This window comes from Helicobacter sp. 13S00482-2, from assembly GCF_002272795.1.
In the GTDB taxonomy this organism is placed as follows: Bacteria; Campylobacterota; Campylobacteria; order Campylobacterales; family Helicobacteraceae; genus Helicobacter_J.
Genome location: NZ_MLAT01000019.1, coordinates 1 through 26,924 on the forward strand (window position 1 = coordinate 1; position 26,924 = coordinate 26,924).

26 protein-coding genes, 5 tRNA genes and 1 pseudogene are annotated in these 26,924 nt (G+C 34.7%); 12 read left to right on the forward strand and 20 right to left on the reverse strand.

Translation table 11 applies throughout. The features are described 5' to 3' along the window. Window positions 1–255: 255 nt before the first annotated feature. The 6 genes from BKH42_RS07680 to BKH42_RS07705 all read right to left on the reverse strand — a co-directional run bounded on the left by BKH42_RS07680 (window position 256) and on the right by BKH42_RS07705 (window position 1,504). Window positions 256–331: transfer RNA gene (locus BKH42_RS07680), tRNA-Glu, on the reverse strand. Window positions 332–387: 56 nt separating this feature from the next. Beyond that, window positions 388–464: transfer RNA gene (locus BKH42_RS07685), tRNA-Asp, on the reverse strand. 12 nt (window positions 465–476) lie between these two features. Continuing rightward, window positions 477–552, reverse strand: a tRNA-Val gene (locus tag BKH42_RS07690). Window positions 553–590: 38 nt separating this feature from the next. After that, window positions 591–665: transfer RNA gene (locus tag BKH42_RS07695), tRNA-Glu, on the reverse strand. Between the two features lie 17 nt (window positions 666–682). Beyond that, window positions 683–758, reverse strand: a tRNA-Lys gene (locus BKH42_RS07700). 92 nt (window positions 759–850) lie between these two features. After that, the gene (locus BKH42_RS07705; protein ID WP_095296035.1) at window positions 851–1,504 is read right to left on the reverse strand and encodes a CinA family protein; all 654 of its coding nucleotides are present in this window, start codon (window positions 1,502–1,504) and stop codon (window positions 851–853) included. Between the two features lie 57 nt (window positions 1,505–1,561). On the opposite strand from BKH42_RS07705, the gene ppk2 reads away from it, so the two are divergent. Beyond that, a complete protein-coding gene (ppk2, locus tag BKH42_RS07710) occupies window positions 1,562–2,383 on the forward strand; it encodes a polyphosphate kinase 2 (RefSeq protein WP_095296036.1) in 822 nt (273 codons plus the stop codon). 76 nt (window positions 2,384–2,459) lie between these two features. Here ppk2 and recO read toward each other — a convergent pair whose 3' ends face one another. Next, complete coding sequence (recO, locus tag BKH42_RS07715; RefSeq protein ID WP_095296037.1) at window positions 2,460–3,074, reverse strand: recombination protein RecO; 615 nt, start codon at window positions 3,072–3,074, stop codon at window positions 2,460–2,462. 81 nt (window positions 3,075–3,155) lie between these two features. Here recO and BKH42_RS07720 point away from each other — a divergent pair, with 81 nt between their 5' ends. Genes BKH42_RS07720 through BKH42_RS07740 form a run of 5 tightly spaced genes read left to right on the forward strand, consistent with a single transcriptional unit; the run spans window position 3,156 to window position 6,574 of the window. Next, window positions 3,156–3,869 carry an inositol monophosphatase family protein gene (locus BKH42_RS07720; protein WP_095296038.1) on the forward strand — a complete coding sequence of 238 codons (714 nt, stop codon included), beginning with the start codon at window positions 3,156–3,158 and terminating at the stop codon, window positions 3,867–3,869. A 9-nt stretch (window positions 3,870–3,878) separates the two neighbouring features. Next, on the forward strand, window positions 3,879–4,754 hold the full coding sequence (accD, locus tag BKH42_RS07725) for an acetyl-CoA carboxylase, carboxyltransferase subunit beta (RefSeq protein ID WP_095296039.1): 876 nt from the start codon (window positions 3,879–3,881) through the stop codon (window positions 4,752–4,754). Then, a complete protein-coding gene (locus BKH42_RS07730; RefSeq protein WP_095296040.1) occupies window positions 4,726–5,181 on the forward strand; it encodes a 23S rRNA (pseudouridine(1915)-N(3))-methyltransferase RlmH in 456 nt (151 codons plus the stop codon). Before accD ends, BKH42_RS07730 begins: the two co-directional genes overlap by 29 nt. Window positions 5,182–5,190: 9 nt before the next feature. After that, window positions 5,191–5,562 (forward strand): RNA polymerase-binding protein DksA, encoded by a 372-nt coding sequence (gene dksA, locus BKH42_RS07735; protein ID WP_095296041.1) that lies wholly within the window; start codon window positions 5,191–5,193, stop codon window positions 5,560–5,562. Further along, window positions 5,552–6,574 (forward strand): hypothetical protein, encoded by a 1,023-nt coding sequence (locus tag BKH42_RS07740; protein WP_095296042.1) that lies wholly within the window; start codon window positions 5,552–5,554, stop codon window positions 6,572–6,574. The genes dksA and BKH42_RS07740 overlap by 11 nt, the downstream gene beginning before the upstream one ends. Here the strand turns inward: BKH42_RS07740 and BKH42_RS07745 are convergent. Next, window positions 6,554–6,736, reverse strand: a complete 183-nt coding sequence (locus tag BKH42_RS07745) for a hypothetical protein (RefSeq protein WP_095296043.1) — start codon at window positions 6,734–6,736, stop codon at window positions 6,554–6,556. The two genes, BKH42_RS07740 and BKH42_RS07745, sit on opposite strands and share 21 nt — an antisense overlap. Before the next feature lie 98 nt (window positions 6,737–6,834). Between BKH42_RS07745 and BKH42_RS07750 the strand changes: the two genes are divergently transcribed. Continuing rightward, window positions 6,835–8,046, forward strand: a complete 1,212-nt coding sequence (locus BKH42_RS07750) for an argininosuccinate synthase (protein WP_095296044.1) — start codon at window positions 6,835–6,837, stop codon at window positions 8,044–8,046. A 37-nt stretch (window positions 8,047–8,083) separates the two neighbouring features. Here BKH42_RS07750 and BKH42_RS07755 read toward each other — a convergent pair whose 3' ends face one another. The 6 genes from BKH42_RS07755 to BKH42_RS07780 form a co-directional block, all read right to left on the reverse strand. Then, window positions 8,084–8,935: a YihY family inner membrane protein gene (locus tag BKH42_RS07755; RefSeq protein WP_257874291.1), complete on the reverse strand. Its 852-nt coding sequence runs from the start codon at window positions 8,933–8,935 to the stop codon at window positions 8,084–8,086. Further along, window positions 8,935–9,777 (reverse strand): biotin synthase, encoded by an 843-nt coding sequence (locus BKH42_RS07760; protein ID WP_095296045.1) that lies wholly within the window; start codon window positions 9,775–9,777, stop codon window positions 8,935–8,937. Before BKH42_RS07760 ends, BKH42_RS07755 begins: the two co-directional genes overlap by 1 nt. Before the next feature lie 77 nt (window positions 9,778–9,854). Then, on the reverse strand, window positions 9,855–10,310 hold the full coding sequence (gene bcp, locus BKH42_RS07765) for a thioredoxin-dependent thiol peroxidase (protein WP_095296046.1): 456 nt from the start codon (window positions 10,308–10,310) through the stop codon (window positions 9,855–9,857). Window positions 10,311–10,319: 9 nt separating this feature from the next. Beyond that, window positions 10,320–10,961: a lactate utilization protein C gene (locus BKH42_RS07770; RefSeq protein WP_095296047.1), complete on the reverse strand. Its 642-nt coding sequence runs from the start codon at window positions 10,959–10,961 to the stop codon at window positions 10,320–10,322. Beyond that, complete coding sequence (locus BKH42_RS07775) at window positions 10,954–12,408, reverse strand: LutB/LldF family L-lactate oxidation iron-sulfur protein (protein WP_095296048.1); 1,455 nt, start codon at window positions 12,406–12,408, stop codon at window positions 10,954–10,956. The genes BKH42_RS07770 and BKH42_RS07775 overlap by 8 nt, the downstream gene beginning before the upstream one ends. Then, a complete protein-coding gene (locus tag BKH42_RS07780; protein ID WP_095296049.1) occupies window positions 12,405–13,154 on the reverse strand; it encodes a (Fe-S)-binding protein in 750 nt (249 codons plus the stop codon). Before BKH42_RS07780 ends, BKH42_RS07775 begins: the two co-directional genes overlap by 4 nt. Before the next feature lie 214 nt (window positions 13,155–13,368). Here BKH42_RS07780 and BKH42_RS07785 point away from each other — a divergent pair, with 214 nt between their 5' ends. After that, the gene (locus BKH42_RS07785) at window positions 13,369–15,009 is read left to right on the forward strand and encodes an L-lactate permease (protein ID WP_095296050.1); all 1,641 of its coding nucleotides are present in this window, start codon (window positions 13,369–13,371) and stop codon (window positions 15,007–15,009) included. Between the two features lie 26 nt (window positions 15,010–15,035). Here the strand turns inward: BKH42_RS07785 and BKH42_RS07790 are convergent, their stop codons facing one another. From BKH42_RS07790 to BKH42_RS07805, 5 genes are all read right to left on the reverse strand, one after another. After that, window positions 15,036–16,025 carry an LLM class flavin-dependent oxidoreductase gene (locus tag BKH42_RS07790; RefSeq protein WP_095296051.1) on the reverse strand — a complete coding sequence of 330 codons (990 nt, stop codon included), beginning with the start codon at window positions 16,023–16,025 and terminating at the stop codon, window positions 15,036–15,038. Window positions 16,026–16,101: 76 nt separating this feature from the next. Beyond that, window positions 16,102–16,710: an outer membrane beta-barrel protein gene (locus BKH42_RS07795; RefSeq protein ID WP_095296052.1), complete on the reverse strand. Its 609-nt coding sequence runs from the start codon at window positions 16,708–16,710 to the stop codon at window positions 16,102–16,104. Window positions 16,711–16,783: 73 nt separating this feature from the next. Then, on the reverse strand, window positions 16,784–19,861 hold the full coding sequence (locus tag BKH42_RS07800) for an efflux RND transporter permease subunit (RefSeq protein WP_095296053.1): 3,078 nt from the start codon (window positions 19,859–19,861) through the stop codon (window positions 16,784–16,786). Then, on the reverse strand, window positions 19,861–20,562 hold the full coding sequence (locus tag BKH42_RS09340) for an HlyD family efflux transporter periplasmic adaptor subunit (protein ID WP_143428590.1): 702 nt from the start codon (window positions 20,560–20,562) through the stop codon (window positions 19,861–19,863). The genes BKH42_RS07800 and BKH42_RS09340 overlap by 1 nt, the downstream gene beginning before the upstream one ends. Before the next feature lie 9 nt (window positions 20,563–20,571). Then, the gene (locus tag BKH42_RS07805; RefSeq protein ID WP_143428591.1) at window positions 20,572–21,933 is read right to left on the reverse strand and encodes a TolC family protein; all 1,362 of its coding nucleotides are present in this window, start codon (window positions 21,931–21,933) and stop codon (window positions 20,572–20,574) included. A 181-nt stretch (window positions 21,934–22,114) separates the two neighbouring features. On the opposite strand from BKH42_RS07805, the gene BKH42_RS07810 reads away from it, so the two are divergent. Both BKH42_RS07810 and BKH42_RS07815 read left to right on the forward strand, forming a co-directional pair. Continuing rightward, window positions 22,115–23,551 carry an anthranilate synthase component I family protein gene (locus tag BKH42_RS07810; protein ID WP_257874292.1) on the forward strand — a complete coding sequence of 479 codons (1,437 nt, stop codon included), beginning with the start codon at window positions 22,115–22,117 and terminating at the stop codon, window positions 23,549–23,551. 9 nt (window positions 23,552–23,560) lie between these two features. After that, window positions 23,561–25,168, forward strand: a complete 1,608-nt coding sequence (locus tag BKH42_RS07815; protein WP_095296055.1) for a bifunctional anthranilate synthase component II/anthranilate phosphoribosyltransferase — start codon at window positions 23,561–23,563, stop codon at window positions 25,166–25,168. Window positions 25,169–25,475: 307 nt separating this feature from the next. On the opposite strand, the gene BKH42_RS07820 is transcribed toward BKH42_RS07815, so the two are convergent. Continuing rightward, the gene (locus BKH42_RS07820; protein WP_143428592.1) at window positions 25,476–25,679 is read right to left on the reverse strand and encodes a hypothetical protein; all 204 of its coding nucleotides are present in this window, start codon (window positions 25,677–25,679) and stop codon (window positions 25,476–25,478) included. A gap of 160 nt (window positions 25,680–25,839) precedes the next feature. On the opposite strand from BKH42_RS07820, the gene BKH42_RS07825 reads away from it, so the two are divergent. Both BKH42_RS07825 and BKH42_RS07830 read left to right on the forward strand, forming a co-directional pair. Continuing rightward, complete coding sequence (locus BKH42_RS07825) at window positions 25,840–26,475, forward strand: outer membrane beta-barrel protein (RefSeq protein ID WP_095296057.1); 636 nt, start codon at window positions 25,840–25,842, stop codon at window positions 26,473–26,475. A 38-nt stretch (window positions 26,476–26,513) separates the two neighbouring features. Further along, a pseudogene (locus BKH42_RS07830) lies at window positions 26,514–26,924 on the forward strand (filamentous hemagglutinin N-terminal domain-containing protein); the annotation flags it as partial.

Consider the following 26,924-nt stretch of genomic DNA (forward strand, 5'->3'; position numbering starts at 1 on the left):
GTGGTATGACTCTTATATGACTTGTTGAGTAAATAAAACGCAGTTGATGAAATACTCTGTCATTCAATGGTTGTATGCTATATGATTTATTGAGTAAGCAAAACAAGGCAAAGGAATTAACTGAAGTGTTAGAATCTATGGAGTTAATCAAAAAATCCATCCTCGCTCTTGCTTTTCTTCAAACTTGAGAGCAATGATCTTAATGAAGAGAGTACATTGGAGATGGTAAAAGAAATGGTAATGGTAAAAGCCTAATGGCGACCCCTGAAAGATTTGAACTTCCGTTCCCACCTAGAAAGGGTGGTATCCTTGGCCACTAGATGAAGGGGTCATAAAAATTTCAACCTAAAAAAATCAAGATTACAAAATGAATTCAAAGAAGTGAAGTGGCGGAGCGGACGGGGCTCGAACCCGCGACCCCCTGCGTGACAGGCAGGTATTCTAACCAGCTGAACTACCGCTCCAAAGATCTCAAGTGGTGGTCGCTACAAGGCTCGAACTTGTGACATCTACCTTGTAAGGGTAGCGCTCTACCAACTGAGCTAAGCGACCAAACTTAAATATAGTATGAGTGGGAAACATCGAATAAGTGGTGACCCCTAGGGGACTTGAACCCCTGTAGCCACCGTGAAAGGGTGGTATCCTAACCGCTAGATGAAGGGGCCACTTCTACTTTTGTAAATGGTGACCCGTGTTGGATTCGAACCAACGGCCCATTCCTTAAAAGGGAATTGCTCTACCAACTGAGCTAACGGGTCAAAACAACAGATATTATCAAACAACACTTTTCTAATAAAAGAGCGAAATTATATTTTATTTATGCCCTTTTGTCAAGACTTCTTAATCAATTTTATAAAATCTTTGCCAACATTTCTAATGCCTTTTGAGTGCTATTTTTTTGAATATGTTTTCTATCTCCTTGTAATAAATATCTCTCTATAATAGGAGCTTCCCCGTATTTTTGCACACCTATAAAAACAGTTCCAATGGGTTTTGCTACACTCCCACCAGTTGGCCCAGCTACACCGCTTGTAGCGAGTGCATAGTCAGCTTTGAACATCTTGAGTCCTCCTCCTAACATCTCATTCACGACCACTTCACTCACTGCTCCATATTTTTTAAGACTTTCTTCTTTTACTCCTAAGAGTTGATTTTTAATATCATTAGCATAACTAATGATGCCTCCATCATAGACATCAGAAGCCCCCGCTATAGAAGTAAATTGATAGGCCAAAAGACCACCTGTGCAACTCTCTATAGTGGTGATTTTCTTTTTATTTGCTCTTAAGATAGAGACAATGGATTGATTCAGTTCATCTGAGAATATCACCTTATTCCCAAAAACTAACCTAATAGCCTCAAAGGCTTGGGGCACTTCAGATCCTTCTAGAAAAATCTTCTCTTCTTGCGAGTGTATTTTTACATCAAAACACTCAATATGAGAACGACTCAATAAAATTGCTGAATCATTTTCAATACCTAAAAAAATCAATTCCTTTTTCATAATCGCTTCTTTAAAACTAGGATATAATAGATTATAACACAAAGCCAAGGAGAGAAAATGTCAAAACAACACCCTGTCATCACAATCCGCCCGGAAAGTGCACAAAATCAAAAATCTATTCGCAATAAACAAGGCAAGATCAGAGTAACTTTTTATAATGAAGAAATGATAAAACTCCAAGTAGAGTTGCTCAAGCTCCAAAACTGGGTTAAAAATACCTCTCAAAAAATAGTCATCATTATGGAGGGCAGAGATGGGGCAGGAAAAGGCGGGAGTATAAAGGCTTTAAGCGAACATTTAAACCCTAGAGGATGCCGAATTGTGGCTCTGCAAAAACCCACTGAAATAGAAAAATCTCAATGGTATTTTATGCGTTACATTAGCACACTTCCAAGTGGAGGGGAAATCGTATTTTTTGATAGAAGTTGGTATAACCGTGCGGGAGTAGAAAAAGTGATGGGCTTTTGCAGTGCAGAAGAATATAAGCAATTTATTTATCAGGTCTCTAATCTTGAACAAATGCTAATTTCAAGTGGCATTATTCTTTTTAAATATTTTCTGAATGTCAATCAAGATGAACAAAAACGCAGGATCAAAAGTCGCAAGACTGATCCATTAAAAATGTGGAAACTCAGCCCTATTGACTCTAAATCTTTGCAATTATGGGATGAATACTCTGAAGCATTTGAAAAGATGTTTTCTCGAACTCATACCCCTCACGCTCCCTGGATGATTGTGGATTCTAATGATAAAAAAGCCGCTAGAATTAACATTGCTAGGGATATTTTAAGTAAAATAGACTATGAGGGCAAAGACCCTACGAGTGTGTGCTTATTAGCTGATCCAAAAATCATTCATCCATATTCGCAAAATATATAACTTAAGGAGTTTATATCAAAAATCAAGGCGGATTTGATTTAGCAAGAGTGCGGACAAACCTTCGCTAATTGGGATTTTATATCCCTTTTAATAAAATCCCCCACATTTTTTCTACAGTATCATCATCTAAGTGTAATGTTTGTTTGCTATGAAGGAAATCTAATATGTCTTTTATATCAAAAACATTCCCTTTTAAACAATTTGGATGCCCCAATAAAAAAGCCCTGCCAAGACTGATTTTTTTTTCCAATATCCCCCCACACACAAAACAGCTTTGGCTCTTATCATCTCTCCCCTCAAAACCTAAGAGTTCAGCATACATTTCTAAAGCCACTCGTAATGGATTTTGCACCTTGATTTTTTTCGCTCCACTTTCTAGCATTTCAAAATAAAAACGATCAATTTCATAGACATCAAAAAGATGCGTATGTAGCATTTGAATAAACCTTTGCCATACATAAACTCTATTTAAATCATTCTCCCATCTATACCCCAGATGTATCACATTTCTAAGCCTTGATAAAAATATTCCGTTCTCTTGTTCTTCAAAGTCTATTTTTTTTCCCAAATGAATGATGCTGTGTCTTGCTCCATAAAATCTATAAAGTCTTTTAATACTATTGGGAGTGAGAATGTGAGCGATAATATCTTCATTTTTTAAAGGGATTATTTTTAGAATATAGCCTTGCAAACACGCTCCTATAAATATCAGTTTTAATTAAAAATAAAATGACTATAATGCACCAATTAAATTTTTTGTTCAAGGATATTTTTGAGTGATTTTATCCAAGCCTCAATAAAATCGAGCAAACAAATCATAGAAGTTCTAGCACAAAGAAAACCTGAATATATGCAAAAACATCATATAGGCGCGGGTGGAGATATTAGTCTAGGTGCTGATTTATTGAGTGAAGAAATTTTCATAAAACACCTCTTAGAGATAGGAAGTATTGATTCTGAAGAATCAGGATATATTAAAGGGAGAGGCGAAGATATCATTATTTTAGATCCCCTAGATGGAAGTGATAATTATCTTTCTAATATTCCTTATTATGGTGCTTCAATAGCCTTGTGTGATAAAAATAGACAGACAAAAGAAGCTATCGTCATTAACTTTTGCACTCAAAGTGCTCACTATAGAGATACAGATCATACCAAACATATCAATCTAAATACAGGCGAAGAAATACCTAAAAATGACAATTCACCAAAATGCGGGATTTTTGAAAGAGCTTATTCTCATCCGCTTTTATGCATGAAGATGTATGAGCAAAAAATGAAATTTCGATCACTCGGTGCCATAGCACTTTCACTAGGGTCTGCACATGATGTAAATTTTGTATTTTTTGCTGGAAATATAAGAGAATATGACTGTAAGGCGGGATTATTTTTATGCCAAGATCTATGGATAAAAAAATCAGAGAATGCCTTACTCGTAAGCAGAAATAAGCAAATCTTTGATATGATTACAAAAATTGCGATTTAAGGATCAAAAATGGGCTTTGCGGATTTTTTAAAAAATCTCAAAAAAGATGAAAAAAAATCGACACAAAAAGATGCAAGTATGCACTGGGTAAAATGTCCTGGCTGTTCAGCGTTAATGTATCATAAAGAAGTTTTTTCTCAATCCCAAGTGTGTCCTAAGTGTAATTACCACTTCAGAATCTCCGCCAAAGATAGAATAACTCTTTTGTGTGATGAGGGAAGCTTTATAGAGTATGACAAAAACCTTAAACCCATTGACCCTTTAAAATTTGTAGATAAAGAAAGTTATCAACAAAGAATCAAAAAATACAAAGAAAAAACAGGTCGCCCAAGCTCTATCATATCTGGCGAAGCCACCATCAATCATAAACCCTTGCAAATTGTGGTGTTTGATTTTGAATTTATGGGCGGAAGCTTAGGCTCTGTAGAAGGTGAAAAAATCGTTCGTGCTATCAATCGTGCTATTGCCAAAAAACAAGCTTTATTGATTGTTTCTACAAGTGGGGGGGCTCGGATGCAAGAATCGACCTATTCATTAATGCAAATGGCAAAAACAAGTGCCGCACTCAATAAACTAAGCAAAGCTAAATTGCCTTTTATTTCTTTGCTCACTGATCCTACTTTTGGTGGTGTGAGTGCCTCATTTGCCTTTTTAGGAGATATTATCATAGCAGAACCTGGTGCAATGATAGGTTTTGCAGGAGCTAGAGTCATCAAACAAACTATCGGTGCAGATCTTCCTGCAAACTTTCAGACTGCAGAGTTTTTGCTTGAACACGGTCTTATTGATATGGTGGTCGCTAGAAAAGAACTTAAAAAAACTCTGAGTGATATCATTGGTATGCTTAATCCAAATTATGAAATGCAACCTATACTCGATCACTAAGCCAAATGATGAGTGGCAAACCCTTATCTCTCACTACCAAAAACAATGCAAACAGTTTGGGGCAACCCTAATCATTGAAGATATTATGAATAATGATATCATCAATGCCCACAAAATATCACAAAAACACGCTCAAAGATCCTATACAAAAGCTTTATTGCCTCATCTTAACGCAGATATTAACATCTCTTTAGATATAGCAGGAAAAATGGAAAATACTTTTGCTTTTGCAGAACTATTAAAAAATCATAATAAAATCAATTTTTTTATTGGGGGAGCGTATGGCTTTGAAGAAGAATTTCTCAAAAAAACAACTTCTATTAGCCTGAGTTTGCTTACTTTTAGCCACAAAATTGCTAAAATCGTTCTTTGTGAGCAAATCTATCGTGCCTTAAGCATTATCCATAACCATCCATACCACAAATAAGGAGATTCATTGGAAAAAAAAGCTCTTGAATATTTTGAAAAAATCCTCAAAGATAGGATCAGGGAAATCAGCTCAAATATTGATATGTCTAATATATCCTTAAAAGAGCTTAATAGCTCCAATCCTAAAGATCAAAGCGATATTGTATCAGCAAATCTACAAGGTCAAATTGATTTTTTAATTATCCAAAAACACGGGTTAGAATTACAAGATATAATGAGTTCATTACAAAAAATTAAAAATGAAACTTATGGAATTTGTGAAATGTGTGATGATGAGATTAATATCGAAAGACTCAAGGTCAAACCTCACGCAAAATATTGCGTAAAATGTCGTGAATTACACGAGAAATCTAAAATTAAGGTGAAAAATGAAATTTAAGTACTATATTATTTTCGCTATTTTGTTTATCATCGCTACTAGTATCTGCATCTATAGCCTCAATACTGGAAGCTATGCATTACCAGCAACACATCAAGGAGAATCCTTGAATCTTCCTGTTGCTGTGTGGGTGGGTATTGTTATGCTTGTGTTTTTTGTGCTCTCTTTAATCTTTTTTTTGGGAGAATGGGTGAGGGGATTGCTTACAAAATACCATAATAACAAAGATTTTGAGAAGCTTATCCATCAGATTATTGAACAAACCACAAGAAAAACTTACTCAAAAGAGACTTACAAAAATCATCATTTTGATTTGCTCTCAAAAGTGCTCTCTAGATTTGATTTAAAAGCAAACCTAGATTCTCAAGATAGCTCCTATAGCAAGATAGATAAGCTTTTTGAAACGTATAGACAGATAAATAATGGCATCGAACAAGATACTAAAAAATATGATTTTTCAGAAAATAATGAATTTTTTATCAAAAATATTCAAAACAAAATAGCAAAAGATAGCAAATTTGCACTCGAAGTCCTAAAAGGATCCCTCAATAATGATCTGAAAAAATACGCTTTTATTTCAATTGTGCAAAACTCTAATGATAAAGAAATTCAAAAAGCTTTAGAACTTTCCAAAAATTTTCTTGATAAAGAAATGTTCAAAGAATTATTTGTAGCATACTCACAAAACCGTGCAACATTTCAGATAGACAACATAACCAAATTATGCAAAGATGTTAAATATGCCGAAATCAACTATTTGAAACTTGCAAAAGAATCCAAACCATTTTTATCTCCAGATATGTGGATAAAACTCTTTGAGAAACTTGCCAATAATGACGAAAATGGTGAAAAAGCTTATCTGTATGCACTCTTAGATCTTGAGATGATAGAACAAGCTAAAGAAAGGCTCTCTACTCATAACAAAAATGATTTTCTCATCATCAATGCTTATCTTGAGCTTAAAAAAATAGGTAAAAACTATCCTGTTAGTCTATTTTTTGGAATGGATTGACTTGTCCTTAGGTTGCTTGTCTTTTGATGAGTAATGTTTAGGCTTTGAGCATTTATTAGAACCACACCCGCAAGAAGATTTTTTCTTTCTAAAAAATTTATAAGCTCCAAGTCCTAGAACAAAAATGACTAGCGAAATACCAACAAAATCAATTAACTGCATTTTTAACCTCTTTATAAATAATGAAGGAGTATATCTCTTTTTGTATAATTTTGATAAAATTCACGTATTCAACGGATAAGACAAAGGAAGATAAAGAAATGGGAAAAGACATTAAAAAAGTCGTTTTAGCCTATTCGGGCGGACTTGACACGACTGTTATTTTAAAATGGCTACAAGAAAACTATCAATGTGAAGTGATTACCTTCACAGCGGATATCGGGCAAGGAGAAGAAGTTGAACCTGCAAGAGAAAAGGCGAAAAAACTAGGTATAAAGCCTGAAAATATTTTTATTTTAGATCTAAGAGAAGAATTTGTACGAGATTTTGTGTTTCCAATGTTTAGGGCAAATACGATTTATGAGGGTGAGTATCTTCTAGGAACAAGTATTGCACGTCCATTAATAGCAAAAAAACTTGTAGAAATAGCCAAAGAAGTCAGAGCGGATGCTATTGCACACGGTGCCACAGGAAAAGGAAACGATCAAGTTAGATTTGAACTAGGTGCTTATGCTCTAAATCCAGATATAAAAGTAATCGCACCTTGGAGAGAATGGGATCTAAACTCTAGAGAAAAACTCCTAGACTACGCTAGTAAATCGGGAATAAGTATTGAAAAAAAAGGAAATAAATCCCCCTATTCTATGGATGCAAACCTCTTGCATATCTCTTATGAAGGTAGGATATTAGAAGATCCAAACATAGAGCCTGAAGAAGAAATGTGGCGATGGACTACCTCTCCTTTAAAAGCCCCTGATCTACCTGAAAGTATCACCATAGAATTTAAAAATGGAGATCCCATAGGAATCAATGGTCAGACTTTAAGCCCAGCAAAATTACTAGAAAAACTCAACGAACTAGGTGGAAAACACGGTATAGGAAGGCTTGATCTTGTAGAAAATCGCTACGTGGGAATGAAGTCAAGAGGATGCTATGAAACACCTGGTGGGAGCATTATATTAAAAGCTCACAGAGCCATAGAATCACTTTGTTTAGACAGAGAGGAAGCACACCTTAAAGATGAGATAATGCCAAAATATGCCTCCCTTATCTATAATGGTTATTGGTTTTCTCCAGAAAGAGAGGCACTCCAAGCACTCATAGACAAAACACAAGAAAAAGTAGAAGGAAAGGTTTCTCTAAAGCTTTATAAAGGGAATGTGATTATTACAGGCAGAGAATCTAAAAACTCTCTATTTAGTCAGGCTTATAGCACCTTTGAAGAAGATAATGTCTATAATCAAAAAGATGCACAAGGTTTCATTAAACTCAATGCACTACGCTTCATTATTGCTGGAAAACTCAAAAAGTAATTATTTAGATGCTTAAGTGCATCTAAATAAACTCTCATCAAATTTCATATTTACGCCCTAAAGATTGTCTTTTCTTTCCAAAATCACTCACCAAGGCTTCGCAAATACGCATTCCAAAAAGCAATACCAACCAAGAAATATAGACCCAAAGCATCAAAATAAGCAATACAGAGACCGATCCATATAGGGTCGGATAAGTCTTATTATAGGAAACATAATACACAAAACCCCATTTAAGAAAATACCATACACTCGCACTCACAAAGGAAGTTAGGAGCAATATTCTTTTATCTAATGGCTTATTTGCAGAGATTCTAAAAAGCACTAAAAACAACAAACAAGTAGCCAACCAAGCAAGAAAATTAGCAAAAATATTAATATTTTGTTCATTTTTGAAAACTCCTTGCACTTGGGCACTGAAATAAATCAATGTAGAAATACCTGCTGGAAAAAGCGTCATCATGACCCAATAAACAATCAAAGATTCAAAAAATCTTCTAGGTTTGGAATTAAAAACCTTAGAAGTGATGAATTCATAGTTGCGAAAAAACATCAATGATGTGAATAAAACATACACAAAACCTATTGTTCCAATTCTAGAACTATTTTGGATAAAAGTATCAAAAAATGAAGAGATAACCCCTGTATAATCTGGGAGGATATTTGAAAGCACCAATGTCTTGAATTCATTGAATTTGTCTTGAAAATTAGGAAACTTTAGAACAATAGAAAAAAGAATCAAAAGCAAGGGAATCATCGCAAAAATAGTATAAAAACTAAGCGAAGAAGCATAGTAAAACATTGCCTGTTCATGAGTGAGAAAATTTATTATTTCTCTGATTTTATCTTTAAGGGTAATAAAAAAATCCCTGATAACAACAACCTTCATCAATGACAAACACTAGCAATACTAAGCCCATAAGATTTTATCATCTCTATATCTGTCTGAGGATTGTCCCCTTTGGTAGTCAAATAATTTCCAAGCACCACCGCATCAATACCACATTCAAACAATGCTTTTTGATCTTTGCCAAAAACGACCTCTCTACCCCCTGCAATCATCAATCGCACCTTTGGTAAAAATTCCCTAGCTAAAACTACACATTCTAAAGCTTCTTCACGAGTTAAAGTCTTCTCTTTAATAGGCAAAGCGGGATTTTGAATAAAAAAATTAACCGGCGTGGAATGCGGAGAGAGAATCTGCAAAGCTTTTAAAAGCTCTATTCTATCTCCCCAGCTCTCTCCTAATCCAAATATCCCCCCACTACACAATCCAAGTCCTGCACTGAGGGCATTTTCACAAGTTTCAAATCTTTCATTCCAAGGGTGAGTCGTACAAATATTAGAAAAGAAAGATTTTGAGGTTTCTAAATTGTGATTATAGCTATCCACACCATTTTTTTTCAGATATACCAAAGAATCTACATCAGCCCTTCCACAACAGGCAATAATATGCAAATCCAATCCATCATCTTTGATCATTTTTGCAACTTTGGCAATATAATCACATTTTTTATCATCCAAGCCCCGCCCCGCAGTTACCAAGCAAAAACCCAAAGCCCCATATTCTTTTAGTAATCGAGCTTCTTTAAGAACTGCATCTGGATCTTTAAATTTATATTTTTCAATATCAGCGTGATGATGTGAACTTTGAGTACAATAACCACAATCTTCACTGCAATTACCACTACTGACATTTGAAATTGAACATAAAAATATCCCATTATCCATTCTAAAACCTTCCTTTATCTTTGAACAAAATTATAACAAATCAAGACTTGGAAGACAATCAAACAAAATCATCATTTCTATAAAGAATCTAGGATGTCCTTGGCGTGTCCTTTGGCTTTGATATTATAAAATACCTTCTGTATAATGCCATCTTTACCTATGATAAAACTAGAACGGATGATGCCAAAAACTTCTTTGCCATACATCATCTTTTTTCCATATACTCCATAGCTTGTCGCCACACTCTTATCAATATCACTAAGCAATATGTGTTTGAGTTCTCTATTTTGTATGAATTTTTTATGACTTGTAGTGCTATCAGGACTTATACCAACAACTATTGCACCTTTTTTTTCAAACTCATCTAGCATTTCAGTAAAATCAAGTGCTTGTATTGTACATCCAGGCGTATTGTCTTTGGGGTAAAAATACAGGACAATTTTTTTTGAAATCAAATCGGTAAGAGCAATTTCAACATCATCTTGATTTTTTAACTTAAAAAAAGGAGCCTTATCGCCTATTTCCAATTTCATTTAAATCCTTTAATATAAAATAACAGCTACATTTTGTGGTCCATGAACCCCAAAAACGGTTTGAAGTTCTATATCAGCAGTCCTAGAAGGACCAGCAATAAAAAGCATATTGGTGGGCAAAACTCCATCCATTGATTGTTTTTTAAGTGCCTCTGTTCCCTCAAATAGATTAGAAACGATACTATTTTTATCCAATAAAATCAAGGAATTCGGAGTTATTAAAGATGCCAAACGAGGAGAAGAAGGGCTAGAAACAATCCCTATAATTCCTAAATTCGCTATTCCGCAAACTGCTTTTATTATGGAGGTATCAATGCCAAAAAGTTCTGCACGCATTGCCTCTACATTTTTATCATAAGCAATCTTTTCAAACTTTTCATCTAGAGTATTTATCTCAAAAGGCATATCTAGTGTATAAAGAACTTTTTTGCTCCCCATATCTTCTAAAACCATCTTAATCTGAGTGCTTAGATTTTCCTTTTCACATTCAAATACCTTTGCACGGTTGAGCATTTGAACACGCTTATACTCTTCAAGCAAATCTGTATTCTCATATTTAAAGATATCTTTAAAATGAGGGGCTATGGTTTTTTGAATGTGTTTTTTTTCTAAAGCATTTTTAACGTGTTTTAAAATGTTTATTTTACTCATAAATCACCCCTTCCATGTGTTTGATTTTACCATGTAGCCCCGAATTGATTTTAGGAAAGGCTCGATGAAATGTCCAATTCTTCAATCCAGGCAAAGTGTGCTGAAAAAGTTTCATTAATGGTGCAAATACACCAGCTCCCCATAGAATTATTCTCCATTTTGTCCCACTTGTAGCGAACGAAGAAAACATCTTCATAGCAAATTTTTCAGCCTTGTTTTGGTTGATATTTGAGCTCCCCTTAACTCCTCCTCTACCTTCTTTGGCTTTTTCACTTCTAAGATCTCTGATGAGATCTGCTAGAGGTATTTTAACAGGGCAAACTTCGCTACATCTCCCACATAAACTACAGAGATTAACCATATAGCCACAATTATCTAATCCAAATAGTTGGGGCGAAATAACCTCTCCAATTGGTCCTGGATAAGTCGATAAATAGCCGTGTCCACCGATTTTATCATAGACTGGGCAATGATTAAGGCAAGTTCCACAACGAATGCAACTCAAAGATCGATAATAATGATCATCAGCTAAGATATTAGATCGATTGTTATCTAACATCACAATATGAACCTCTTTTGGTCCATCAAGTTCGCCTTCTTTTCTAGGGCTTGTTATGATATTGTTATAACAAGTGATAGATGCACCTACAGCACTAGGAACAAGCAAAGTATCCAAAATTGAGGCATCTTCAAAACTCTCTATAACCTTTTCAATTCCACAAATAGCCACGTGCAAATCACAGGCAGTAGTACTCATTCTACCATTACCTTCATTCTCCACTAGCCAAATCGCACCTTCATTGGCAATTGCAAAATTGACTCCTGATAGGCCCATTTTAAAATCTTTAAATTCTTCTCGGAGATGTTTTCTTGCAATAGCATTGAGTTTTTCAGGTTCTGACTCAAGGGGAGCACCCAATTTATCCGCAAAAATTTCACCTATTTGATAACGATTTTTATGGATAGCTGGAGCAACAATATGAACAGGAGGCTCATCAATAAGCTGGATAATAAGCTCTCCAAGATCTGTTTCGGTAGCAAGGATTCCTTTTTCTTTGAAATATTGATTGAGGTGAATCTCTTCACTCGCCATCGATTTGCCTTTTAATATTTTAGAGACTTGTTTTTCTTTGGCCAAGTTATAGATGATTTCATTGGCTTCTTGAGCATTATTCGCCCAATGGATATGAAAACCATTTTTTAAAGCATTTCTCTCAAATCTCTCCAAAAGCTCATCTAAATGAGAAAGTGCTTTCAATTTAACCGCCTTTCCAAGCTCTCTTAAGCCTTCCCAATCAGTGTATCTAGCATTAATAAGATTTTTTCTATTGGTTTTAAGAGTATTCATTACTGATTTAAGATTTTTTCTTAACTGCGGATCAGAAAGTTTTTTATTAATGGTAGCTTCATACTGTTCATTAGAATGAAATAAAGAACTATCACTCATTTTAAATCTCCTTTTTCAGATATGCCTATCCTTTTGGCTAAAAAATCATATAAATGAATCGTTTTTACCTTTGAACCCATTTTTTCCATCGCCCCACTGATATTGAGCAAACATCCCGCATCACCAGCAACCAAATAATCAACATTCCTAGAATGGATATCTGCAATCTTTTCATTCACCATAGCTCTAGAAATTTCAGGTTCTTTAATGCTAAATGTTCCACCAAATCCACAACATTCTTCCTCTCTCTCAAGCTCAATTAGATCAACATTTTTAAGGCTTCTTAGAAGTGCTTTAGAGGATTCTATGATTTTAGCCACCCTTAAAGCGTGACAATTAGAATGCCAAGTAATCTTAATGGGTTCTCCTTTGTCTTCATATCTAACACCTAATTTTTTATCTAAAAACTCACTGAGTTCAAAAACCCTTGAACAAAAATCCTCTACTTTTTTATACTCCTTGTGTCCTTCAAAAAGCTCTAAATAATCGTGCTTCATCATACCTGCACAAGAACCACTAGGAAGAATAACGGGATAATCCTCATCAAAAAGATCCACATTATATAAAGCAACCCTTCTACTTTCATCATAATAACCTGAATTATAGCTTGGCTGTCCGCAACAAGTTTGATCCTTTTTAAATATAACTTCCACTCCCTCTTTTTGAAGGAGTTTGATTGCATTCACACAAGTATCACTATAAGAAACTCCACCCAAGCAAGTTGAAAAAAAATATGCCTTCAACATTATCTCCTTTTATATAGATATCTGATGTAAATATACCCTAAAAGGAATAAAAAAATCCGCAACAAGAACTTTGAATGAATTTTTATGGTGGTGTTTTTGATACATAATTACACAGTTTTGATTAGACATAATTTTTATTATCTCAAAAAATTAAATAGCACTATGAGTTTTTGGCTATACTTCAGGGAAACAACAACAAAGTTAAGGAAAAAATATGGAGTACACACAGGTTTATGATCCTCTGCATAGCATCTGGTTAAGTGCTTTTGTCGCACTTTTGCCGATAGTGCTTTTTTTTATTTCATTAGTAGTGTTAAAACTCAAAGGTCATATTGCAGGACTTATCACTGTGATTTTTTCGGCAATTATCGCCGTATTTGTCTATGATATGCCTTTGGATATGGTTGGATCTGCATTTGGATATGGTTTTTTATATGGGTTATGGCCAATTGCTTGGATTATCGTAGCAGCAATTTTTCTATATAAACTCTCAGTAAAGTCAGGGTATTTTGATATTCTAAGGGAAAGTATTCTTTCTATTACTCCCGATCATAGAATATTGGTTATTTTAATTGGCTTTTGTTTTGGAGCATTTTTAGAGGGTGCCATAGGATATGGAGGGCCTGTAGCAATTACCGCAGCTATACTTGTGGGATTAGGGTTGCGTCCTTTATATGCAGCTGGATTATGCATGATTGCCAACACCGCACCTGTCGCTTTTGGTGCGGTAGGAATTCCTATCATTGCAATGGCAGGATTGGTTGATGTTCCAGCTACAGATATTTCAGCAATGGTGGGCAGAATGCTATCACCAGTCACATTATTTGTACCATTTTTTATTGTATTTTTAATGGATGGATTTAAAGGCGTTAAAGAAACTTTCCCTGCTGTATTGATTGCAGCGGGTTCTTTTTCTATCACACAATACCTAGCTTCAAATAATTTAGGACCAGAACTTCCTGGCATTATTTCTGCAATCGTATCTATCGTAGTCACGACAATATTTTTAAAATTTTGGCAACCTAAGAAAATTTTCCGCACCGATAAAAACGAAGAGATAAAATCAGACAATAAGCATCATATTTGTAAGGTTATTGTAGCTTGGATGCCTTTTGTGTTACTAATCATTACTGTATTTATTTGGACACAACCTGCATTCAAAGAGTTATTCAAACCTGATGGGATGTTAGCATTCACAAATTTTTCATTTGAATTCCACAATATCAGTGGGCAAATCATACAAACCCCTCCTGTGGTAAGCGAACAGAGTCCTATAGGAAAAGTTATTTTTAATCTTCCGCTTGTTAATGCTACAGGAACCTCAATTTTTATTGCAGCACTCTTGAGTATATTTATATTGAGAGTGAAGCCAAAAGATGCGATAGGAGTGTTTGGAGAGACTCTGAGTGAAATGAAGTTTCCTATACTCACTATTGGACTAGTGCTTTCGTTTGCTTTTATATCAAATTACAGCGGAATATCTGCAACTCTTGCACTAGCACTTGCTAGTACAGGGAGTGCATTCACATTCTTTTCGCCAATTATTGGATGGATTGGAGTATTTTTAACAGGCAGTGATACAAGCTCAAATCTTCTATTTGGAACACTACAACAACTCACAGCAAGACAACTTGATATCCCTGAAGTATTGTTTTTAGCTGCAAACTCTGTGGGTGGCGTAGTAGGAAAAATGATAAGTCCTCAAAGTATTGCGGTTGCTTGTGCGGCAGTGGGACTTGTAGGTAGAGAATCTGAACTTTTTAGATTCACTGTAAAATATTCGATTTTATTTGTTATAGCAATAGGCATTATGACTACGTTTATAGCATATGTTATCCCCCAGATCATTCCCTAAAGAAATAGAGAAGGGATATGCCCTCTCTATTCTTGCATTATTTGTGATAAAAGCTCTAGAGATTTTATCCTTTTGCTTTGATCATAAATATCACAAGTAAAAATTAATTCATCCGCTTGGGTGCTATCAATAATGGAAAATAAAAATTCTCTAGCGTACTTTTTCTCACCTATAACCATTTTTGAGAGCATACTTAAAACAGATATTTTTTCATTTGAATTCCAATCCATATCCAAAAATGCGATGGGAGGTTTGAGCTTAATGCTACCGCCTCTAAAAAGAGATAAGCTTCTTTGATAAGAGCTCGTTGCCAAAAATAAAGCTTCTTCTTGAGTGGATGCCAAAGCACTTGGTAATGCAACCATAACATAAGGTTTTTTCATTACTTCAGAAGGAGTGAAACTTTCTCTATAGAGCTTAATTGCATCTAAAAGATATTTAGGAGCAAAATGCGAAGCAAAAGCATATGGTAGTCCTTTTTTTCCTGCCATTTGGGCACTATAAAGACTTGAACCTAATAAATAAAGCGGAACTTTTGTATCATGTCCAGGAAAAGCTTTTACGCCTGAAGTCTCTTTATCGCTTAAAAAGTCTTGTAAGCTTTGGAATTCTTCAAAAAAATTCTCATCACTAAACATTCTCTCTTTTCTCACTAGCAATGCACTCTCATAATTCCCTCCCCTAGCTCTCCCAATACCTAAATCAATTCGATTTCCATAGATCTCTTGAAGCGAACCAAACTGCTCTGCTATCACCAAAGGAGTATGGTTTGGCAACATAATGCCTCCTGATCCTATACGAATATTTTTTGTATTTGAAGCAATATAGCTAATAAGAACTGCTGTGGCAGAACAAGCAATGCCATCCATATTATGATGTTCTGCCAACCAAAACCTCTTAAAACCCAACTCTTCTGCTTTTTTTGCCATACAAAGAGAGTTTTTAAGAGCATCTTTAATAGAGCCATTTTCTAGCACTGGAACAAGATCAAGAAAAGAAAAGGGTATATGGGGCATTTTATCTCCTATTTAAAATTAGAGCACTTCTAAAAAGACTCTAAAAGAGGATTAAGATATGATGATGATGAAAATCTTAAAACAAGTAAGAGTAAGAGACAAAAACATAGCTATCTTGATAAGAACCTGTTTCTTGACCATAAGTAGATAAAGGTATCTTTGCCCCAATTTCAACAAAATTAACCTTATCAAAAGTACCACTGATGCCAAAATTCAGTAAATTTGCAAAACCTACTGCAAAAGCCTTGTCTTCAGGAGTGGTTTGAACAACATTTGAATGTTGAAAATAACCAAAACCAACCCCACCATAAACTCCAAGAGCATAGCCCTTATAATTAAAAATATTAGCCAACACATCTAAATTAAAACTAAAAAGTGAAGAAGTGAGAGTATCTAAGCCTGAAGGTTTGATGGACATCATATAATCAAGATAGGTTCTCAAACCGACATATTTCAAAGGCATAAACTCATACCCACCTCTTATGTCCCACGCAAAAGCCTTATAAGAACTGCCATCATCTTTCTTTCCATCCACAAGCTTGAGTACTTGCGAAATTCCAAAACCTCCACCAACAAAAATAAAATTCTTTTGATTATCATCTTCAGAAGAAGAACCTGCATCAGCACCAAACAAATAGGCACATCCCAGAAGAGTAATCGCAAAAAGAGATAAAGTTTTTTTCATTTCCTGCTCTAAATAGAATTTGCTTTATTATACTTAATTTTAGAAAAAATACCCTGATTAAAAACAGGAGTATTTAAAACTTATCACCTTCTTTTGGCTTGTATAATCTTTTGATACGATCATCGATAGGTGCCAAAAGACAATAAAAAACTGGAACAATCAATAAGCTTAGTAACATAGAAATAATCAGACCCCCTGTCATAGCAATACCAATGGGTGATTTCATCGCAGATCCATCTCCTGTAGCAAGAGCCAAAGGCAACATTCCACAAACCATAGCTATTGTAGTCATCAGAATCGGACGAAGTCTAGACTCTCCAGCAATTATGATAGCCTTATAGACATCAAGATTAGATTCTTTTCGCTTTTCATTGGCGACATCAATCAACAAGGTAGCATTTTTGCCTACCATACCAATGAGCAATATCAGACCCATCATAGAAAACATACTCAAAGGTTGTCCAACAAGACCGAGTGCAAAGAATGCACCTGAAAAACTTAGTGGCATCGTAATCATAATAATAAGAGGTTCTAAGAGCGATTCATAAAGAGCTGCTAGGATTAAATAAATCAAAATAAATGCCGTAGCAACTGCAACTCCAAAGGCTTGACCTGTCTCAGCTAAGTTATCAGCATCTCCGCCATAAGCAATACTAGCACCTGGCGATAACCACTCAGAAGAATGTTCATTCACGATGTTGAGAATATCTCCAAGCGAGATACCTGATTCTTTTATGGGATCGCCATATACTGTCACGCTCCTTTGCCTATCATAACGAGTAATATTAGAAGGAGTAACATCTTCTTTAATATCCACAAGCCCATCTAAAAACATCAGTTTTCCATCTTTGTTTTTAATCTGGAGTCGCTTGATATCTTCAAGTGAAATCCTCTTGTTATCTGGTACCCTGATAGTGATATAGTATTCTTTTCCATTTTCTTTAAAATATGCAGCTTGATTTTCTCCAGAAAATGCCGCATTCACTACCCTGCCTATATCTTGAGCAGTGATTCCATATTTATTTGCATTTTGTCTCAAGACAGTTAGCTGATACTGGGGTTGCATATCTGAGGTACTAGTGTGATAATTTTGAAATTTTCCTTTAAGTTCTGGAGAATTCAAAAGGAAATTCTTTAATTTTGCCACGCTCTCATCCACTAGTTTTTGTGTAGGCGCAAAAATGAAAGCCTGAAAGGAAGAACTATCGCCTCCTCCGATTAATGGAACTTCAGATGGAATAATAGCAGTCATTATTTTAGCCTCAGGCATTGCATTAAGGGTTTCCCTAACTTCTTTCATGATTTGAACCTGACTCTTTTTTCGCTCTTTCTCAGATTTTAATTTGACATAGATTTTTGACTTAAATACACTTTTTATCTTTCCATATCCAACTTGTACAGTTGTAAAATCCACATCTGGACGCTTTTGGATTTCTTTTTGAAAATCAACTGTTCTTTTTTGCATATCATAAATGCTAATTCCTGGTTTAGTTTGAATCCAGACATAAAACTGTCCTCTATCTTCTTTGAGCATAAAATCTGCTCCTATTTTCCCAGCAACCACTAAAGAACCAAAAAATATAGCAAATACAAGAACGATTGTTATGATTTTATTGTGCAAGACTTTTTCAAGTGTTTTCATATAGAGATTTTCCATTCCCTTAAAGAATGGCTCACTCCAATGATAAAAACGCGATTGTTTTGGATTGACTATCAAAGAGCTGACCATAGGAATAACAGTGATAACCACCACATAAGAAATCGCAATAGCAAGTGCAACAGTCACTCCAAAACTTTGGAAAAACCTACCAACAATCCCCGTCATATTGCCCACAGGAATAAACACAGAAAGCAACATTGCAGAAATTGCGATAATAGCAAAGCCTATTTCTCTCACCCCTTCATAGGCGGCCTCACGCTTACTCATACCTGATTCAAGCTTTTTGTGAATATTTTCAATAACAACAATCGCATCATCTATAATAATACCGATAGATAAGGTCAGAGCAACCATTGTGAGCATATTCAGGGAATACCCCATCAACTGAACCAATGCAAATGTACCCATCACAGATATAGGAATACTGATAGCAGAAACAAGTGTGATAGTAAAATTTCTCAAAAACACAAACACAACCGAAACAGCAAGTATGCCTCCTAACATCAAGTCAAATTCAATATCTTTAATAGAAGAGCGAATATACTCCGTTGTATCCAAAAATGGCCTGATATCATAGCCTGGACTTGCTGCTTTTATGAGGGGAAGTTCTTTATAAACGCCATCAGCTATTTCAACTTCATTTGCACCAGATATTTTTTGAACTTCAAAAATAACGCCTGGCTTTTGATCAAAAGCCGCATAAGTAGTATCTTCTTGAATCCCATCTTCAATCACAGCAATATCACTGAGCTTGACATTGCTTGCAACCCTTATATTTGCAACTTGATCAATCTTGTAACTATTAGCATCTGTGAGAATAGAGAAATCTCTTTGTCCATTCACAATTCTACCGCCATCAACTTCAAGATTTTCCGCTCCAAGTGTATTCCAAAGATCAGTATAGGTGATACCATATTTATTCATCAAAGTAGGATCAGCATAAATTCTGATTTGACGCTCACGATAACCATTGAGTTGAACGCCTCCAACCCCATATATCTTTTGAAGCATTGGTTTGATAATATTTTCAGAATGCTTCATTAAAGTTGGAATAGGTATTTGATCACTACTCACAAATAACGAAATAATGGCCTGTCCATTTGTGTCAAACTTATCCAAAGATGGTTGATTGATATTTGGATCATCAAAACTGACAGAAGAAACCTTATTGATAACATCATTGAGTGCCTCATCAATAGGCTTTTCTAGTTGAAATTCAATGATAACTAAACTGATATTTCTAGCACTATTGGAGGTCACCTTCTTGATCCCATCAATCCCCATTACAGCTTCTTCTATCTTGTCGGTAACCTTACTTTCTATGACATCTGCACTAGCCCCTGGATAAGAGGTGCTGACCATTATAATAGGAAAATCAATATCTGGGAACAAGGCTGTTGGAATTTTTTTCAGACCCATAATCCCAAAAAAGATGACTGCAAGGGCAAACATCAAGGTAGTAACTGGACGAGTTATGGCAAATTTATACATTATTTATTCCTTATATAGCCATCACCAAAAAGACCAGGGATCATATCATCACTAGCAGTGGCTTCAGCTGTAACCTTCCTTGTAGTATCATCAATAGTTGGATAGATTTTGGTTATTTTAGCGACTTTTTTTTGCCCATTCCCATCAATAGAATACTCAAATTCATCCCCGACTTTAACCTTATCAACATATTTAGAATCATACTGTAAGACAATTTTTTTCTCATGACTTACCAAACGAAACAAAGTCGTACTATTAGCACTCACGCCATCTCCAAGATTGATTTTTCTCTCTGCAATGACACCATCAAAGGGTGCTTTTAAGATACTTTTATCAAGCAAGGAAGTATAATAAGCGTAATCTGCTTCTAGTTTTTTATAGTTGAAGTAGTAGTTATCAATAGTATTTTTATCTACCGCACTACCTGTTTTAGAATATCGTTCATATTGCTTTTTAGCAAAAAGATATTGCTGCTTGATGGAATCAGCTTGTGCTATTTTATCTTTGTTTGCCAAAGACAATAAATTATCATTCTTTTTAACAACACTATCGACATCTACGAACATCTGTGAAACTATTCCAGAACTATCTAAAGTAAGATTAGAATCTCTAACAGCTTGCACATCAAAAATAGCATAAACATCATCTCCCCACAATATCGAAAAGCTCAAAAGAGCTGCTATTAAAAACTTGTATCTCATTTTTTCTCCTTACTTTATGTAGTCTTGTATTTTTTGGCCGCTATAAAAAATATAATTAGCTTTTTGCAATTCGTAATTATTCAAGCTTGAATTGTAAGTAGCCTCTGCGTCAAACTTTGTGCTCAAAGCCTGTAAATAGTCAGTAAAATTAACCAATTGTGCATCATATTTTTTTTTGATATTCTGATAAGAAATCGTTGCAGATTTCAAGCTCGCTTCAGAGGAAACAATCTTTGCCTTAGCTATTTCTAATGATTTTCGATAAAGCTTTTCATCTTTTTTTTGCTCAGCTTGTTTATATAAAAGATTTTTCTCACTAGCAAGTTGTCCTAATTTCATATACTGCTTTTGCAATGTCAATCCTATGTCATCAAAAAGCTTCAAACTGACAGTCAATCCAGCAATATTTTGTCCTTGAGGATACGTGGGGGCTAGGATTGGATTTGCTGCAATATATTTGGGCAACTCAATATTATAAGTGTAAGTATCAAAAAATGACACTGTGGGGTAATAGTTAAGTTGCTTATTTTGATATATTGAAGCATTGATTTGTTCTTTTAGTGAAGTTAGATCCTTGCGTTCTTTTATTTCATAAGCAGGAGTAGCAATATCATCTCTTCTAAGCGTATCAAAACTAAGATTTGTCAAATATTCAAGCATCAGTTTATTTTGCTCAATAGAAAGCTTCATATCAGAGATCTGATATTCACTCAATGATCCTTGTGATTTCAAAGATTCCAAATCATCAATTGTTGTAAGACCTTGTTCATAGAGTTTAGAAACCCTAGAAATATCAGAATTTATCTGTTCAAGCTTTCTTTGAAGTGAAAGTAACTGTGATACATTGTCAAAATACTGATAATACTGCTGAATAACCTGCAAATAAATATTTTCTCTAGTGTATTCCATATCGGCCACATTAGAGCGATAAGTCGCAGATTTTTCCTTGATTGTGTTAATGGTGCTAAACCCACTAAAAATATCCAAATTCAATTTAGCATTGAAGGTTTGTGTGTTGTAGTTATTGTACTGAGCAGTATCCCTATAGTTGTTTTGAAGAGTGTAGTCCAAATTAAGTGTGGGAAGAAAACTAACCTGAGCAATAGTATGATTTTTTCTAGATTGCTCCACTGTCAACATTTTGGACTGAAGCGAATAATTCGTGTCAGCACCCTTAAGAAGATCCTGAAGACCTATGGAATGAGCAGACTTGCTACTTAATTTTTGGACTTCTGAATAGATACTAGGATCTTTAGAATCACTTCTTATATTCAAATCTAATGAGTCATTGTCTTGACTGCTAAGCAAATCATCTGCAAACAGATTAGAAAAAGATAAAACAACCAAAACAAACACGCTAACGTATCTCATTTATTCTCCTAATTATTTTTAATACTAAAAACCTTCATTAATTTTACATTCCAAATGTCAAGTATAGCAACAAAATGTAAATTAGTTGCATATACAATCATTTTTTGTTTAGCCTTATAATCTCGTATCTTCTTAAAGATTTTTTGTATAATGTTAGAACTATATATGAATGGGAGCTTTTATGTTTGATTTTGATTCCAAACAACCTTCAGAAATTGTTGTGAAAAAAATAATATCTGATAGTTTCACCCCTTTATTGGTGTTAGAGAATATTTCTGCAAAAGTTTTACTCGAATCCGCTTATCAAGAAACAGGCAAAGAGCGTTATTCTCTTATGATGTTAAAGAGTGCATTTACAATAGTAAAACTAGGAAATAAATACCTCCTAAAACAATCTGATTTTGAATTAGATCTTAAAACAATTGATGAAAATAAAAAATTCTTAGATTGGTTAGAATTTTTCAGAAAACTAGCCCCCAATAAACCTGAAAATCTCGAAGGTATTCCCTTGCCACTAGGAGGAATGGGTTATTTGGGTTATGAGTTTTTTGAAGAAATCGAAGAAATAAATCTCCAAAAACCCCATATTGTTGATACCTATGATTGTGCATTTATTTTTGGTAGGGATTTTTTGATTTTTGATCATCTCTATGATGAAGCATATATATTTGGTATCTCCTACGCAAAGGAAACTCAAGTTTTTGATTTAAAAGCTGAAGTTTTTGAGATTGCAGAGAAACTCAATTCGTTAAAGCCTAGCCCATTTTTAGAAAAAAAATATCCGACTCAAATCCTCTCTGAAGATAAAAAAGAATATTACATTCAGGCTGTAAAATCTATCAAAGAAGAGATTCATGCAGGAAATTTACTTCAATGCGTACCCTCACAAAGTATGCAGATAAAAACCAATCTCCCTCCGCTTGAAGCATATAGAAATCTGCGGCATAAAAATCCTAGTCCTTATATGTTTTATTTTGATTTTGATGTTTTTAAGATTTTAGGAGCTTCTCCAGAAGTGATGGTAAAATGCCAGGACTCGATTTTGACTTTAAGACCAATAGCAGGAACTCGTCCTAGGGGAGAAAGTATTGCAAAAGACAATAAGCTTGAAAATGAACTTTTAAATGATGAAAAAGAAAATGCTGAACATCTTATGCTTGTGGATTTAGGAAGGAATGATCTAGGAAAAATTGCTATTGCTGGAAGCGTTGAAGTTGTGGAATACAAAAAAATAGAAAAATATTCTAAAGTAATGCATATTGTTTCTGAAATCAAAGCCAAACTTGATACTCAAAGATACACTTCAAAAGATGCCATTTATGCTACTTTTCCAGCAGGAACAGTGAGCGGGGCTCCTAAAATACAGGCGATAAAAACTATCTATGAGTTAGAGCCCCATAAAAGAGGTATTTATTCAGGGCTTGTGGGTTATTTTGATGGCAATGGAAACCTTGATAGTGCCATCAGTATTCGAAGTGCGGTTTATCAAAATGGAGTTTATTATCTCCAATCTGGAGCAGGTATTGTATATGATTCTGAACCTGAAAGTGAGTTCACAGAAACAAGAAATAAAATGCTTGCACTATTAGAGGCTATCACCCAAAAACAACAGATATAAAGGCTTTTTATGATTTTACTCATTGATAATTATGATTCTTTTACCTTCAATATCTATCAAGTATTTTCCAAATTCAATTATCCTATCAAAGTCTTTAGAAACGATAAAATAAGTATTGAAGAAATCAAACAAATCAATCCCAAGTATATTGTAATAGGACCTGGTCCTAAAACTCCAAAAGAGGCAGGAATTTCAATCAAAATTGTGCAGGAACTAAAAGGAATCTACCCTATTTTGGGAATTTGTCTAGGACATCAAGCAATACTAGCAGCATTTGATGTGCCCATTGTGAATGCAAAACGCATTGTTCAAGGCAAAACAGAGCCATTAGAGCATAATTCAAAAGGCATCTTCAGAAACATCTCTATGAATACTCCTATTGTCCGCTATCACTCTTTGGCAGCAAAAAGCGAAGACATTCCTGATTTTTTTGAAATTTCAGCTAAAACACCTGATGGAGAAGTAATGGCAGTTGAACATAAAAGTTATCAACTTACTGGCCTTCAATTTCATCCTGAATCTATAGGAACCACTGAAGGTGAAAAGATGATACTGAATTTCCTACACTATCGCAGGGAAAGCATACCTATAAAAATCTATTTAAAAAAAGCTCTCAAGCTATCAGATATGGATTTTCAAGAAGCTTATGATGTGATGGATGAGCTCACAGAAGGGAATATGAGCGATGCACAAATTGGATCTTTATTCACCTCATTAGAAATTAAAGGGGTTAAAGCCGAAGAACTTGCAGGATTTGCAAGTGTATTGAAGAAAAAAACCATATCTTTTCCCTTACCACTTCAAGGAGAAAAACGTCTTGACATAGTAGGAACTGGAGGAAGCCCAAACAAAACCTTCAATGTTTCAACAACCTCTTCACTGATATTAGCTAGTGCTGGGGTAAAGGTTATTAAACACGGAAATAGAGCAATAACAAGTCAATCAGGATCAGCAGATTTACTAGAAAAACTTGGTATCAATATCAATATGAGCGTACAAAACTGTATCGAATGCTATGAAAAACTTGGTATCACTTTTTTATTTGCTACCAAATTTCATTCTGCACTTGCATTTGCAAGTAATGCTAGAAAATCTCTAGGTTTTAAGACTGCTTTTAATCTAATTGGACCATTAGCAAATCCATCTGCACTTACTCATCAAGTTATTGGGGTTTTTAACAAAAACTACACAGAAATAATGGCTGAAGCACTTAATATTTTAGGAATAAAACGAGCTATGGTGGTGAGCGGTTTTGATGAATATGATGAAATTTCACTATCAGCACCAACCAAAATCACCGAACTTCAAGATGGTAAAATCTCAAGTTATGATTTTACTCCCATAGAAATAGGTCTTGATTATGTCCCTTATAGTATGCTAAAGGGCGGAGATGTATCGACAAATATGCAAATCACTCTAGATATTTTCAACAATATTCCTTCGGTCAAAAATGATTTGGTATGCCTAAATGCAGGTGCAAGTCTATATATTTATGGCTTGGCAGATTCTATAAAAGATGGCTATATGCAGATAAAAGAAATATTACAAAGCAAAAAAGTATTTGAAGTGCTAGAAGATTTCAGAAGACTCAGCCACTTGGTTATCAAAAATTCATAAAATATGGCTTAATACTCGTGAGTCATCAAAATTAGTTCGTTCTCAATACCTTGTTTATATATAAAAAATCTGATGGATTTATAAAATTTAAATAAAGTTTTAAAATATAATACAAGAATTAATAATGCAATATTTTGATAACAGGGACATAATACAAAAAGAGACTCTTAGCCACTCTTTGATTTGAAAATCCTGTTGGAATTGAGTATATTTAAAACACAAACGTATATCCAACCATAAACTGCAAGGGTTCGTAAATGTTTGCATTCCCTGGATCATATTTTTGATTCTTTATAAACTCAATATGTCAAGTTTTATCATTTAAACGCACATTAGTTGGACTATCATAACTTGCGTCAGTCAAGGTATACACAGATATCTTTACAATAAACTCTATTCTATGATGCTCTGCTAGAAGGATTGAAATCCCTGCATGAGCTTTTACCTGAATTTGACCCACAGGAAGTGTCCATAAACCTTCTTCATTTTTTGCATCACCCAAACCAACCACTCCTAGCAACCCTAATATCTATCCTAAAGACAAATAACGTTTCATTCCTTCAAGAATATTATCAAGTTAGTTTAAGAATACTAGAAGTAGAATATTTGAATAAAATTTTAAAATGTGATAAAAGATTAGTAGTTGAATATTTTACTAACAGGAATGCAATATGAAGAGGATTGTATTACTTGCCTTTATGATGCTAACTTCTGCAAACACCTTAGCACAAGCTAAGTTCTTCTTAGGAATTGATGCTGGGAGTAGTATTGATAGAGTGGATGTAGAGGTAGAGCCTACTCTTGGATATATGGATGTTGTTGTAAAACCTGGATCTTTTACAGAAAATGCCTACAGAGGCAATGGCTATCTTTTTAATTTCAACTTAGGTACTGAACATCATTTTGATAGAAACAACTATGTGGGTTTCAGATGGTTTTTAGGACTAGGATATGGAAGAACCACGCTTATCAATCAAATCTATACTCCCATACAATATCCTTCTAATATCATTGAAGCAAAATTGGGATTGGATCTATTGCTAGATGTCATCAAGTTTGATACTCATAGTACTTTAGGCTTCTTTGGTGGAGTTGAGGGGGGAGTGGAAGGAACGATAAGTGATGATACGAGCAATACATTTCCGACAGGAAACATATACATACTTTCTCGTGCAGGTCTCTCAATCCTTCTAGCAGAGCATCATCGCATAGAATTTGTTGCCAAGATACCTGTGTATGGCATCATAATCAATAACAACATCTACAAACCCCTCCAATTCATGCTTGGGTATAAGTTTATCTTCTAGGAGGAATTGAGTTGAGTTTAATAACTAGGAATCATCAAATGAAAAGTTCATTGACTTCATTTCTAAAAAGAAGTATATCTGTATTAGTCTCTTCTTCACTCCTATCTTCTCAATCACTCCTAGCAGTTGAATCTATTCCTAATAATCTTCCCCCTATTGCTAATAACATTCCTAATGACATTCAATCTAACATTCCTAACAACATTCAATCTAATATTGCTCAATCCAACATTCCTGAACCTGATATTCCTAACAACATCCCTCCCCCTATCATCATTGATAACTCCCTCACTCCTCATAATCCCACTTTAGATACATCTCCTAATCACATTCCTATCATCAACATCTCTTCTCCTAATCCTAGAGGTATCTCTAATAATTACTTCAAAGAATTCAATGTCAATAAAGAAGGTCTCATCCTCAATAATTCAAAAGATCTATTCACTCTT